This is a genomic window from Methylacidimicrobium cyclopophantes (genome assembly GCF_902143385.2).
Classification (GTDB): Bacteria; Verrucomicrobiota; Verrucomicrobiia; order Methylacidiphilales; family Methylacidiphilaceae; genus Methylacidimicrobium; species Methylacidimicrobium cyclopophantes.
In genome coordinates this window covers 18,409-31,519 of record NZ_CABFUZ020000141.1, presented here as the reverse complement: position 1 = coordinate 31,519, position 13,111 = coordinate 18,409, and the positions used below count along the sequence as shown (strand labels likewise).

8 protein-coding genes are annotated in these 13,111 nt (G+C 58.6%); 4 read left to right on the top strand and 4 right to left on the bottom strand.

Annotation, left to right across the window (positions count from 1 at the left end; genetic code table 11):
* Nucleotides 1–481: sugar phosphate nucleotidyltransferase (locus FN369_RS06705; RefSeq protein WP_246189593.1), on the bottom strand; the 481-nt coding region annotated here is incomplete at its 3' end.
* 102 nt (nucleotides 482–583) lie between these two features.
* Nucleotides 584–868, bottom strand: coding sequence for a hypothetical protein (locus tag FN369_RS06700; RefSeq protein WP_142525413.1), 285 nt, complete (start codon nucleotides 866–868; stop codon nucleotides 584–586).
* A gap of 447 nt (nucleotides 869–1,315) precedes the next feature.
* Between FN369_RS06700 and FN369_RS06695 the strand changes: the two genes are divergently transcribed.
* Nucleotides 1,316–3,298 carry a glycosyltransferase family 9 protein gene (locus FN369_RS06695; protein WP_142525412.1) on the top strand — a complete coding sequence of 661 codons (1,983 nt, stop codon included), beginning with the start codon at nucleotides 1,316–1,318 and terminating at the stop codon, nucleotides 3,296–3,298.
* A 116-nt stretch (nucleotides 3,299–3,414) separates the two neighbouring features.
* Nucleotides 3,415–6,048 (top strand): glycosyltransferase family protein, encoded by a 2,634-nt coding sequence (locus FN369_RS06690; protein WP_142525411.1) that lies wholly within the window; start codon nucleotides 3,415–3,417, stop codon nucleotides 6,046–6,048.
* Nucleotides 6,049–6,147: 99 nt separating this feature from the next.
* Here FN369_RS06690 and FN369_RS06685 read toward each other — a convergent pair whose 3' ends face one another.
* Nucleotides 6,148–8,184: a glycosyltransferase family 2 protein gene (locus FN369_RS06685; RefSeq protein ID WP_142525410.1), complete on the bottom strand. Its 2,037-nt coding sequence runs from the start codon at nucleotides 8,182–8,184 to the stop codon at nucleotides 6,148–6,150.
* A gap of 591 nt (nucleotides 8,185–8,775) precedes the next feature.
* Here FN369_RS06685 and FN369_RS06680 point away from each other — a divergent pair.
* Nucleotides 8,776–10,794, top strand: coding sequence for a glycosyltransferase (locus FN369_RS06680; RefSeq protein ID WP_142525409.1), 2,019 nt, complete (start codon nucleotides 8,776–8,778; stop codon nucleotides 10,792–10,794).
* Nucleotides 10,795–10,849: 55 nt separating this feature from the next.
* Here FN369_RS06680 and FN369_RS06675 read toward each other — a convergent pair whose 3' ends face one another.
* Nucleotides 10,850–11,539: a class I SAM-dependent methyltransferase gene (locus FN369_RS06675; protein ID WP_142525408.1), complete on the bottom strand. Its 690-nt coding sequence runs from the start codon at nucleotides 11,537–11,539 to the stop codon at nucleotides 10,850–10,852.
* Between the two features lie 423 nt (nucleotides 11,540–11,962).
* Between FN369_RS06675 and FN369_RS06670 the strand changes: the two genes are divergently transcribed.
* Complete coding sequence (locus FN369_RS06670; RefSeq protein ID WP_142525407.1) at nucleotides 11,963–13,042, top strand: sulfotransferase family protein; 1,080 nt, start codon at nucleotides 11,963–11,965, stop codon at nucleotides 13,040–13,042.
* The last annotated feature ends 69 nt before the right edge of the window (nucleotides 13,043–13,111 follow it).

Sequence of the window (13,111 nt, the reverse complement as noted above, 5' to 3'; positions counted from 1 at the left end):
GGGCGAGCTCGACCGCGCGGCCCACCGCCTCCCCGAAGGCGGCTCCCTCCTCGATCAGGTGGTCGGCCGGCAGGACGAGGAGAACCGTCTCGGGTCCCAGAGATTCGCCGATCCATCGCGCTGCGGCCCCGATAGCCGGGGCGGTGTTCCTTCCGACCGGCTCGAGGAGATAGCGGAGGAACTCCCCGCTTCCCTCCCGGGCGGCTATATCCCGGGCTTGAAAGTAGTAGTCCCGATGGATGACGACCAGAGGAGGTGCCGCTCCAACAAGGGAGCGGGAATGGACGAGAGCCCTACCGAAGAGGGTTCCTCCATCCGGCAGCTCCAGAAAGGGCTTTGGCCTTCCCCTGCGCGAAAGCGGCCAGAGGCGGGTGCCTGCCCCGCCCGCCAAGATAACCGGAACGAACGGTTTGGCGGCTTCCATGAAGGTCGATGGCCGCGGCGGATAGGGAAAACCCCATTCTCCACCGCGCGAGTGCACCTCCTTCTATCTCTCCTTGCCGGGGAAAGCAATCTGGATCTACCGGCTTCCTCGCCCCTGGCCCACGGGCGCTTCCCGGTTGCCTCTCCACGGTCTATCGTCTCACGGAAAAAGTATGCCGGCTGAAGAAATCGAGACGCAGCCCACCCGGAAGAGACCTGGGAACAGATCGACAAGCGGCTGGGAACCGTCGAGGAGCGGCTGATTCTGGTCGAGACCAAGCTCGACGGATTGTGCTGGGACATCGACCAGCGGTTCGACGCGCCCCGTCGAAAGAATGCCGAGTGCTTGGAACAGGTAGATCCGCGCTTTGAGCAGATCCACCACCAATTTGAGGGGCAGGAGCATTCGCTGCGGAGCCAATTTTTCTTGGGCGATGGGGCTCATGATGTCGCTTTGCACCCTGGCGGTCTTCCGCCATTCGCTTGCTACCGGCTCCTTTGGCGGTGGCAAGGCAATCTGGACTGAGGCGTTGCGCTCGTCCTCGCAGCGGCCGGCTCCTCCGCGATATGGGCAGACAGCAAGAGTGGCAGCAGAGCGCCGTCGATGGGCGACCCCAGAAAACGCGCGACACGGGGCGGCCAATCTTTCTGCAGATTCCAAGCGCATCGCCCGCCCAGGGTAAAAGCATTGGATCGAATGGATGAGGAATGATTAGAAGAGCCGGCTTGGTCCGGGGTCGGCCAGATCGCCGCACCGAGCAATTCGAAGAGCCGGGGAGTACGGGAAACGCACCGGTTGGCGAAGAAGACGTTGCAGAGGGAGGGAGTCGCAGGAAGAAGTTGCTATCCTCCCAGGAAGAGCTAGAATACGCCGATCTCTCTACGACCGACGATGCCTTGGGTTTCCTACGCAGACCGCTTCGAGGATGTGCTCCTTCATAGGTCTTTAGCAGATATTTCCTTGGGATTCTACGTCGACATTGGGCCAGCGGATCCCACCAAGGGCTCCCTCACGAAACATTTTTCCGATTGCGGGTGGCGAGGCATCAACGTCATCGCTGGCCGGGAGACCCTGGCGGCATTTTGCGCATCTCGGCCGAGGGATCTTAACTTCCTGCTCACGGAGGGAGGGGAGGGGCTGTCCTTTTGTTCGGCTGAGGGGGAGAGATTTTTTGACGGTCTCGAGGCGCTCCTCCAAAGGCACGGGATCCAGACGATTCATTTCTTGAAGGCCGCCGGCAGCGGCTGGCAGGAGAAGCTGCTTTGTCGATTCCCGTTCTCTCGCATGAAACCTTGGATCGTCATTCTTGTGGACTCGGAGGAGAATCGGACCTCGACCGAAGGAGAGCATTTGCCGACGGTCAAAGATCGCTTCCTCGTTGCTCAAGGGTACGAGCTGGCGTATTGCGACGGGCGGAGCCGCTTCTATCTGGCGAGAGAGCAGCTAGGTCGAAAGGAGCGACTCGTGGCCGCCCCCTGTCTCGCGGACGATTTCGTCCCCTATCGCTATGCGGAGGAGATCGACGGTCTCCACAAGCAGAGGGCGGAGCTCGCGGTCCTGACGAAGGTTCTTTCCCAAGAGGCTCGCCGGCTTCACGAAAAAAGACTGAAGCACCCTCTCCGTCGGGCGGAGCGGTTGATCCGCTCGGCTTTTCAAGGGCGAGGCCAACTCTCGACTGAAAAAGGTGCTACGGTCGATCGGATGGCGGTCCCGTCGGTCGGCGCCTTGGAGGTCCGGCGTCTTTCGGGGATTCAGGGTTTGGGCAACCGGCTCGGAGAGCGGCCTCGCATTCTTGCGCTCCAGCTCGACCACATCGGGGATTTTGTCATGAGATTGCCCGCCTTCCGTCTTTTGCGCTCCCTGTGGCCCGCAGCAAAAATCGATTTGGTCTGTGGACCCTGGAACGTAGCTCTTGCCCAAAGGCTCGGATCGTTCCAGGACGTTCTCTCCTTTCCCTTCTTCCCTGAAGTCTCGGGACGGTGGCGTCCAAACGCATGGGAATTCGAGCGGATCCGTTCCGGCTTTTCCTCCTTCGCTTCCAGGTTGGGCGAATATGATCTCGCGATCGATCTGCGGGTTGATCCCGATACCAGGCCCCTTTTGGGGCTCGTCCGCGCAAAGCTGCGGGCAGGTTATGCAGCTCCAGGGGCGGACGTGGTTTTGGACATCTCGCTACCCAATCCCGATCTCCTTGAGCCCGGGGAAACCAACCGATATGGGCCTCACCGCGAAGTGTCCGCCATCCTGCTCATCCGGGCGGTAGAGGCGGCCACGGCCGCGATGTGGTCGGACCGAGCGCGGTTCCTTCTCCCAAACGCTCCTCGAACCACGCAAGCGAGTGCGCGTCTAGTGGCGGTAGCTCCCGGCTCGGGCGGTACCGCACGAAAGTGGAAGGTCGAACATTACGCCGAGGTCTGCCGGAGTCTTGCCTCCGTCCATCGCTGCTCTCTCCTTCTTGTCGGTTCTGCGGGCCAGGAGACGGATGCGGAGCGGATCGTCCGGGAGATTCCTGCCTCGCAATGTCGTAACCTGGTCGGGAAGATCCCTCTGGCAGAGCTGCCGGAGCTCCTTGCCGAAGCTCAGGTCTTCGTCGGCAACGACTCCGGCGCGAGTCATATTGCCGCTTCCCTAGGGATTCCGACCGTTGTCGCCTATTCGGGAGCCGCCGACTTTCGCCTCTTTCACCCCGTCGGAGAAAAGGTGAGCGTCCTCCGTGTCCCGATCTCCTGCTCGCCCTGTTGGCGCATGCGAGCGGAGGAGTGTCCCTTCGGGACCGCTTGCTTGGAGGGTATTTCGCCCGAAGCGGTCGTGGCGGAGGTGCTCTTTTGGCTCGGGGAAGCAAAAGGCTCGGAGCCAAGGACGTCCACCGGATGAAAACGAAAAGCAATGTAGGGGAAATTGTCTGCGCAGCTTGGGGTATGGCATCGACAAGGCTTTCCTTTTCTCTTGTTTTGCAAGGTGGTTGGTGATACCGACGGTTCTCTTTCCCAATGGCGCCAGCGAGCAGTGGTGAGGGGTTTCTTCCCCGCGGAGCGGCACGCCGTCATGCGGTGTTCACTTTGGTTACCCCGGACCGCATGGCCCATGCCTGCGTTCTCATGGAGAGCGTAGCTCGTCATCACCCCCAATGGCTGCGGTTCGTTTTCGTTGTCGATAGGCCCCATTTGTCTTCGGCTTTTGACGACGGACTTGCGCAAGCTCGACCCCTCGAAGATTTAGCGATCCCTGACCTTCGAACTCGTTTCATTAAATATGAGCTCGCGGAAGCGATCTCCAGCCTCACGCCTTTTGGATTCCGGCAGCTGTTCGCCGAGGGGTTCGAATGGGTCCTCTATCTGGACAGCGAGATAAAAGTATATTCGGAATTCAAAGAGCTGGAAGAGATGGCGCTCGAGAGTTCGTTAATCGTAACCCCCTATTTTACTAGCGAGACTCTAGAGTCTGGACTTCGTTGGAAGGAAGGGATGTTGCGGAACTTGGGCAGCTTGAGCACTGGATTTATTGCACTGAAGCAGACCAGCGAGATCGCGTCCTTTCTCGATTGGTGGCAAGAAGCCTTCTTATTCGAGACTAAAGGAGAAAAAGGGCACGATCGGGACTGGTTGAATTACGGTTTCTGCCTTGTCTCGGATGCTGCCATTCTCCGTCATCCTGGCTACAACATCGGATACTGGAACCTGGTTGATCGTCGGCCGGAATGGAGCGGAGACCCCAACGATGTTCCGCTCTGCGCCAAGGGATATCCGATCCGGTTTTTCCACTTTAGCGGTTTGGGTAATGTAGGCGCCGACACAGAAGAGGAAAAGATTCTCGCGGAGTGGAGTAGTCGATTTCCATTTCCAATGAGCGGGAGTGCTTCTGCCCTCCGGACCCTTTTGGCCGACTATCGGAGATCCTTGCAGTCTACGGGAGTAGCAAAATGGAACGGTCAGGCGCCTCGTCTTGGGATGCACGGCCCCTACGAGATCCCGAAGTTTCTAAGGGAATGGTTACGCGGAGAAGCGGCGTTTCAAGCGGTCGATCGGGAGGGTTGGAGAGAGGGATCAATGGAAGAGGCTCTTTGGGAGTGGATGCAGCTTCCGGACCGTGCGTATCCTTGGCTGCCGATCTTTCTGGCCCGCACCTTCGATTCCTTTCCCGGGCTACGGGAGACTTTTGCCTGTGAGTCAGGCTTCTTCGTTCAGGACTTGTCGACTTGGTTCGAAAGTACGGGACGGAGTGCGGCGGGCTTCGGTTCCCTTTTCCCTGCCCGAGGTTGGTGGACCGAAGAAAAAGGATGGGAGAAGCATCTGCGCCGAGCGATCGAACGCTGGAACAGAGGGAGAAGGGGGTTTGTGCCTCGCAAGGTTCGCAGGCGGCTGGCTACCGGTCTTCGGCGACGTTGGCTAGCCGGACGCCGAGAGGAAGCCTCGGTGTCGGCCTTTCCCATTGAGAAGAAGCTGCGGATCAACGTTTATGGCCTTTTTTTGTCGACGATCGGACTGGCCGAGGCGGCTCGCAGCACGGTGCGTGCGCTGCAGCGCTTGGGCTATCCAACTTGTGCAATTGCTTTCGGAGAAGGAAGCTGGAGTTCCGGCGGTGCTCTCGCCATCCCGTTTGGTTTTCCAAACGATCGGGCCCAGATCGATATCTTACATGTGAATTGCGACCATCTTCCGGGGCTATTGAAACACCATCCGGAGATCCTCTCTCGGGCGAAACTCCGCATCGGCTACTGGGCATGGGAACTCGAAGAACCGCCGCTTGGCGCCAGGGAGATGGCCGAATTCGTAGACGAAATCTGGTGTCCCTCCGAGTTCTGCGCGGCCTCTTTTCGCCGATGTACCGAGAAGCCGATTCGGGTTGCTTGGCACAACCTCGACATAGATGCCATCGTTCGAGACTCGGATCGTTCCGTTGGAGCGGAGTTGGGCTTGGAAGAGAAATGTGTTTTCCTCGCCGCAGCCGATTTTTGGTCGATGCCGGAACGAAAGAATCCTCTTCTGGCGCTTCGTGCCTATCTGCGGGCCTTTCCTTCGCCGACCGCCGACCGCAGGCTGTTGCTGAAGCTCAGCAACGTCGAGGCCGATCCCGCCTACTTTCAGAAGATCCTTGCGGAGTCCTCCTCGAGGTCCGATATCCAGATTGTCGGCATTTCACTGTCTCAGGCGAAGATGTTCGGCCTGCTGTGCAGCACCACGGCTCTCATCTCCCTTCATTCTACCGAAGGCTTTGGGCTGCCCATCGCCGAAATGCGTTCTTTGGGTAAGCCGGTCGTGGCTACTGCCTACGGTGGAAATATGGACTATTGCACCGCCGGGAACACTCGGCTTGTCGGCTATCGGTCGGCAGCCATTCCTCGTGATTTCGGCCATTATCGAAAAGGGGCCCTCTGGGCTGAGCCAATTTGGGAAGAAGCGGTCCCACATCTCCAGGCGATCTATCAAGAATGGCTCGAGGGTGCTCATCGGGAGATCCAACCGGATAGGTCAATCAACGAGCGAAGTATCGCAATGTATGCCGAGAACCTACGGGCGCTTGAGCGGAAACTCTCTGGTCTCGGCACCAAACTGTCCGAGGCCGACGAAGCTCCAGAACCGGTTGAGAAATTTGTCGTTTCTCGGAATGTTCCGTCGGATTCCTGACGAAGGCGGAGAGATTCTGAGCATGATTCCACACCATAGCCGCTCTGGGGAGTGTGACAGGCGCATAGTTCGATGCGCGTTCCCTTTCCCTTAAGCAAATTAAGACCTTTGCTGCGTCTTTGCTCCGTCGTTATCTGCTGAGGAGGAGAAAAGCCGTTTTCGAACGCTGCGAATCTTTTTCTCGTAGAGTCGCAGCGCGGAACGGAATGGTTGGCGATAAATTTGTCGAAGTTCCGTCTCTAATCTCCCTAGGATTGCTTGCACTTTCCCTAGGATTGCTTGCACTTCCTGCATTTCCTCGCTTTTCCGGAGCATTTGTTCCGTCGCTCGACGAAGCTCCTCTCGCAGATCACGGATCAGGCGACCTCTGTGATGGAATTCCTCTTCGAGGCGCACCCATCCACAAGCTTGGTCTCCTTCCCCATACCACGGGTTTCTTCCACGAGGCGGGCAAGCGAGGGAACAATCCTCGGAGCGGAGGGTTAGGTTGAGGTTATAGTACGGATCTTCGGAAAGAGCCTTTCCCCAACGCGCACGCATCCACGCGGCTTCCTGCTCCGCCCGCGGGCGTTTTTCCGGAGTGTCATCCGGTCCTCGACTCGAGAGCTCGCGATGCAAGAGTTCTGCGAAAGGGGTATAAACGATGAGATAGCCTTTTTCTCGGAGCTTTAAACAGTAATCCACGTCCTGACAGGCTATCGGGAGACGCTCCTCGAATCCTCCCACTTCCTGATAGAGAGTCTTGCGTGTCGCCAGGCAAGCGCCCGTGACCGCAGAAACATTCCGCGTCAGCACCGCTTGCCCGACATAACCCGGATCCTGCTTCGAGATCCCGCGAAAGAGATGTCCGGCCATCCCATAAAGCCCGAGCACTATCCCCGCATGCTGGATCGAGCCATCCGGGTAGAGCAGTCTCGCTCCTACCGCTCCCACCTCCGGCCGGACGGCGTGGCTTACGAGTTCTTCGAGCCAATCGGGTGCAAAAACTTCCGTGTCATTGTTGAGGAAGACGAGGATTTCGCCCTTTGCGTCCGGAACAGCTCGATTATGCATCCCAGAATAGTGGAACGGACTGGGATCCTTCCGGACGCGAAGGCGGCCGCATCGCTCGGAATCTTCCAAAAATGCGATTGTCTCGGGATCGTCCGAGTCGTTGTCGATCACGAGGATCTCGTAAGGCGAATAGCGGGTTTGGTGCCGGATGCTTTCCAGACAGGGACGAAGCAGCTCCAACCGGTTGCGGGTGGGAATCAAAATAGTCACGAGCGGTCGGGAGGAAAGTTTCCTCCGAATCCGGTGCCAGCTGCCGATCGGAGACGGTCCCACTTCCGCCTCGACCCCGGTGCGAGCTAGGTGGTCGGCAATCGCTCGACGGGCAGATGGGAGTGCGTACGGCTTTCCCTCCACATCCATCGCAACCGAGCCGGGGATCTTGCGCCAGTGGTAGAGAATTCGTGGAATGTGCCGAATCTGCTCCGGCCGGATCCTTTCGACGAAACGGAGCGCGAGATCATGATCTTGGCTCCCGTCGAATGCGGGGCGGAATCCTCCAAGCTCGCGCATGAGTCCGGCATGATAGACATCCAAGTGAAAAATGTAATTTTGGGATAGCAAAAGATCGTAGGAGAAATCCGGCTTGAAATAGGGATCGGATCGTTTGCCGTTTGCATCGATCACATCTTGGTCGGAATAGATGAGGCGGATTTCGGGATTGCGCAAGATCAGCTCGGCAACGAGATAAAGTGCTTCCTCGGCCAGCTCGTCATCATGATCCAGCAAGGCGACCCATGTTCCTTTCGCAAGCGCAAGAGCGCTATTCGAGCAACGGCTGATATGGCCATTCTCTGCACGCCAGACGACGTGGATTCTCGAATCGACTTGTGCGTATTCTTCCAGGACTTTCCGAACGTGCGGGGAAGAGGAAGCATCGTCCGCTATGCAGAGCTCCCATCGCGGATAGATCTGAAAGCGGACCGAATCGATCGCCTTCCGGAGCCAAGGTTCCGGAGTTTCGTAGACCGGCATCAGCACCGAAATCAGCGGGAATGCATCTAGCTCTTCGATGCGTCTGCGAATCGTTGCTCGATCTCGATCATCGAGCCGTTCGAACGCATCGAGCCACTCCAAGTACTCCATAGGAAAAGAAAAACTACGATTGCCGCAGTTCCGGTTCGAGGATTATGTGATCTCTGCGGCTTCTGAATGTGGGGGCGAGGTAGCTCATTCTTGCGGGGGACCGTTGCCCGGAGATGTCCGATGCAGGCAGCAAATCTTACCCTTTGTGGACGCGTCGAAACGCTCCCTTGCCAGGAGCCTGGTCGCACCTTAGTCTTCTGGGCCGCACTTCGATTTGCCATGGAGTATCGTTGCATGCCGGGAAGCCGCCAAGGTCTCTATCTAATCGAAGCCGATGGATCGTGCGTGTCAAGCAAGCGGGCATCGTGGACATTGAAGCGGCAGCGAGAGCGGGGGAAACGGCATTCGTAGGGGATCGGAGAGGGTGAACGGATTCAACGGTTCCAAGCACTCGTCGTTCTCCGATGGAAAATCCCTTTTCCCTGAAAGGAACGGATTTGTCGTCGCCGAACCCGCCACCTTTTTGTCAGATCTTCCCGGGGAAGTCGGAGCGGGTTGGGTTGAGTGGATCCGTCGACTCACGGAGGAGGGGAAAAAGGCAACCTTGCTCTTGGAATCTTCTTCCGAGAGTCCGACTGAGCCAAACTGCCAATGGGTTCAACAGCTCTCCAGCAAGGGGTTCCCCCTCGAGTTGTTCTCGCTCCCCAAGGGATTACGGGTAGAAGGGCCCGCAGCCGCTGGGGAAGGAGCTCCTATGCGCTCTTCCTTTGGTTGCTGGATAGGGAGGAGCTCTTTGACGCGGTGCACTTTGCGGAACGTCTTGGGCTTGGATTCTTTCCCGCGTTGGCCAAGCATCAAGGGTTGGCCTTTGAAAAGGTGCGATTTTTCGTTCATGCGCGTGGGCCTTCCTCTTGGCGGTATTCCGGTGGCGGAAAGACGATCGGCGGAATCGAGGCCCTAGAGGTGGAGTTTTTCGAGAGGGGCAGCGTCGAGTGGGCAGACAAGCTTCTTTGTCCGACGGAAGCGGGGATCGCATGGATGGAAGAACGCGGTTGGACTCTGCCGGAAAGTTGCTGCGTATTGCCCGATCCCCTTCCGGAAATCAAAAGTCCTTCTTCGGCTCTGTGGACGGTCAGCGCCACCGAGCTGGTATTTTTCGGTGGTCTTGAGAGCATGTACGGAATCGAGCTCTTCTGCCGAGCGATCGATCTTCTTTTGGATCGAGGGTTGCAACGTTTTTCGGTTGCCTTCCTTGGGCCATCGGGAACCATTCGAGACCAGCCTTCCCGGGAGTATTTGACGCAACGGACCGCCTCGTGGTCGGTTTCCTGTAGGATCTTAGCCGGCTTAGGGCGTGAGGAAGCGCTGGGCTATCTCGCGCAGCCAGGCCGTCTGGCCGTCGTGCCCTATCGTTCCGGGGCTTTTGGTTCGCCTCTACCGGAACTCTCGGTGCGAGGAATTCCTTTCCTCGCGTCGGACGCGCCCGGGATGGGAGAGTGCCTCCCATCCGAACTGAAGGAGGCTCTTTTCGTATCCCCGGAACCGAAAGCATTCGCGGAGCGCCTCACCCAGGTTCTCCGCGAAGGAATCCCCTTACTTAGGAGGAGGCATTTCTTTTCTTGGGCAGAAAGCCGGTCGGCGAGAGAAGGTTCCCAAAGAAATTCGGACTGGATCTCCTCCCCTCCTTTGGTAAGCGTTTGCCTTACCCACTATGATCGACCTCGACTGCTCGCTCAGGCGCTGGCGTCTCTTCGCCAGCAAGATTATCCGAACTTCGAAGTCGTGCTTCTCGACGATGGAAGCTCTTCAGCGGAAGCGCTCGATTATCTTCGGGGATTAGACTCCGAATTTGAGGAGCGCGGTTGGCAGATCGTTCGGCAATCCAATCGCTATTTAGGCGCGGCTCGCAACGCGGCGGCTCGCGTAGCCCATGGAGAGTATCTCCTTTTCATGGACGATGACAATGTGGCGGATCCAGGAGAGATCTCAACCTTTGTACGGGTGGCGATGCGAACCCGAGCCGACATTCTCACCTGCGCCTTGCGGAGCTGGCATACCGAGGATCCGCCTCGATCCGATGGGGAAGTCGGAGCTTGGATCGTTTTCTCCGGCGGAGATGCGGCGACGGGTGTCTTTTTCAACTGTTTCGGAGATGCCAACGCACTCTTCCGGAAGGAAGTTTTCGAGCGACTCGGCGGATTTACCGAAGATCGAGGGGTGGGCGCAGAAGACTGGGAACTTTTCGCGCGTGCGGTGCTTGCGGGGTACAGGTTGGAATCGGTGCCGCTTCCACTCTATTGGTATCGGGTTCGAGATTCCGGAATGCGACTTACCACCGATCCGAGAGACAACCACCTTCGGATCCTTCGCCCATACGAGGAAGCGTTACCGGAGGTGCTCCGAAAGCTCTTGTGGGCCGCTGTCGAGCAATTCGAGCTTGGCAAAAGGCTCGAAGAGCGCTGGCGCCTCGGACAAGAGGTTCTCCTCTCCCGGGAAAAGAGCCTCCACTCACTGGAAGAAAGTCTTCATTTGGCCCGCACGGAGGCGCAGCTTCTTCGAGCTTCGTTGTCTAAGATGGAGAGCTCTCGGGCTTGGCGAGCCATCGAATGGTTGCGAAGTTGCGAAAGGAAATTGCGCCGGTTTTGGAAGCGCGAGCGCTTCGATCGATAAATCCATGAGAGAGCTGGAAGAGAGACGAGCGTCGTCCCTCTCCAAGATGGGGAGATCAGACTGTAAAGAGCATCATTTTCTGGTGCCGGGGATGACTCCATTCACCGAGATAGCGCGGCGTCCAGCCGTGGCGGGAGCCGAAACTCTCCATCTCTTCCCGGGTATAGGCAAAGTAGCCCAGGGAGTGGCTCACGCGCGGATTCTGGTTCGGGCTCGCGGATTCGAAGAAGGTCGCGTAAAAGGCACCACCGGGAAGCATCACCCGGCGAAGCCGAGCGAGGCAGCGTTCCAGGTCCCGTCGGCAGAGATGGGTAAAGAGAGATTGTGCCAGCGCCCATTGGGGCCGACGGGAAAAACGGTGGAAGGCGAAGGAGCCGGAACAAAGAAGCTCCGGACGCTTTTCGCGCACGAGATCGGGTCCGAGCTCCCGCTTGCCCGTTTCCAAGAGTAGTCCTTCCTTGTCCATGCCCAGATAGTGGCCTGGATTCAGATAGCGGATGAAACGGATGCCTCCTCGGAGACAGCCGCAGCCGACGTCGAGGAGGACGTGCTCCGGCCGGAGCCCCTGCTCAACCAAGAAGCGAAACTGGAGCTCGCCGAGTTCGTCCCACAAGCCGCCGACATAGCCTTTGGGTCCGAGGGTTTGGATTCCTGCAGAGCCTTCGGGGAGAATGTCTGGGGGCAGCCCAGCCGCTCGGCACCAAGCTTTTCGGAGGGCGGCGACCGCCTCGGCCGCAAATCGCATAAGAGCTTCTATATCCGCTGCGCTCAAGAGAGAACAAGCGGATTTCTGAATTGAGCGGGCGATGGGCCATGGGGGCGGCGGTCCGGCTGGTTCAAAAACGAATTCTGTCGAGTCGAGGGATAGACGAGGGGAAGTCTCCTCCAAAGTCAGGACGCACTCTGATGTCGTCTTGATTTGGGACCGGGAGCGTCCTTTCCGGCCGAGAGGCTCGCTCATCCCCTTTTAGGACCTTTCCCCGCACTGGCTATGCACCCTTTTGTCTTCCTGGAGAGCGCCGCCATTCTTCCGTCCAAGCGCGCTTCGTACCCCGACCGAAGCGGAAGACTCTACAGGGAATCGATCCCGCATCCGACCGGTCTTGTCTGCTGCGACTTTTCGCTTGCGAACCCAGGAGTGGCGTAGGAGCATCTAGGCTTTCCCCATATGAAATCCCGGGCACTCCTCGTCCTCGGCATGCACCGTTGCGGAACGAGCGCCCTTACCCGGTGTCTCGGTTTTTTGGGTGCGGATCTCGGCTCCGACCTCATTGCGCCGGCTGCGGACAATCCGACCGGCTTTTGGGAAGACGGTCGCTTTCTCTCGATCAACCGGCGATTGACCGAACTGCTGGGAGAGGAAGGAGACCGGTGGTGGGAGCATGCGGCACCCTTGGAGATCCCTTTGGCTTCCTCCGCGATATGCTCCTTGTTAGACGAGGCTGTTGAGGATATTCGAGGAAGGTTCGGCTCCGCGAAATGGTGGGCGTTTAAAGATCCGCGGACCCTGCGAGCCCTGTCGTTTTGGGAAGAGGCGTTGCGACGAGCCGGAGTGGAGATCCTGCAGGTCGTCGCCGTCCGGCACCCGCTTGCCTGCGCCCGCTCGCTTGCGGAACGCAATCGACTTCCAGAGGACCGATCCTTGCTTCTTTGGACAAGCCAGTATCTTGGTCACTGGCCTCGGATTGCGGCTAGGCCGTTTGTCGCGGTCAACTACGATCGGCTCCTGGAAATGCCTGAGCGCGAATTACGCCGGCTCGGAGAGCGCATAGGCCTTGCTTGGCGCCCGGAAGCCGTGACCGAGGCGAGAAGCTTCCTCCAACCGGAACTGCGTCATGCGCGCTTGGATGCAAAGGAGTTGCGGAACCGGCCCGGTCTTCCTACGATAGTCGTGGAGAGCTATGAGGCGCTCGAGGATCTTTCCACCGATCAGGAACCCAGGCTGGCTGCGGCCCGCATGCTCTCCCTCCATGCGGAATTCGTTCGGATCGTTCCGCTCCTACGCTCCCTCGATTCGGAGTGGGCGCGGGCAGGGGCGCTTGAGCAGGAAGTATTGACGGAGCGGCAGGAGAAGGAGGCAACATGGGCACTGCTGGCGGTGCGGGAGCGGGAGCTTGCATGTTTGCAGGAACGCCTGCGGGCATCGCGCACATGGCGGCTGCTCGATCGGTTGCGGCGGCTGGAACAATCGCTGCGCAGAGCCCGGAAACGGCTGGCGGGTGCGCGGGGCGGATTGCCGGAAGCGTAAGGCGGGATCGGTTCCGATCTCGCTCTTGACAGGGGCGGCGTATCTTCGCTATGCCGCGCGTGTGGGATT

Bases quoted from the DNA above. Each gene is read 5' to 3' on its own strand.
- FN369_RS06685 (WP_142525410.1), bottom strand. From the start codon at position 8,184: ATGGAGTACTTGGAGTGGCTCGATGCGTTCGAACGGCTCGATGATCGA.
- FN369_RS06670 (WP_142525407.1), top strand. From the start codon at position 11,963: ATGAAATCCCGGGCACTCCTCGTCCTCGGCATGCACCGTTGCGGAACG.
- FN369_RS06695 (WP_142525412.1), top strand. From the start codon at position 1,316: ATGCCTTGGGTTTCCTACGCAGACCGCTTCGAGGATGTGCTCCTTCAT.
- FN369_RS06700 (WP_142525413.1), bottom strand. From the start codon at position 868: ATGAGCCCCATCGCCCAAGAAAAATTGGCTCCGCAGCGAATGCTCCTG.
- FN369_RS06675 (WP_142525408.1), bottom strand. From the start codon at position 11,539: ATGCGATTTGCGGCCGAGGCGGTCGCCGCCCTCCGAAAAGCTTGGTGC.
- FN369_RS06680 (WP_142525409.1), top strand. From the start codon at position 8,776: ATGGGTTCAACAGCTCTCCAGCAAGGGGTTCCCCCTCGAGTTGTTCTC.
- FN369_RS06690 (WP_142525411.1), top strand. From the start codon at position 3,415: ATGGCGCCAGCGAGCAGTGGTGAGGGGTTTCTTCCCCGCGGAGCGGCA.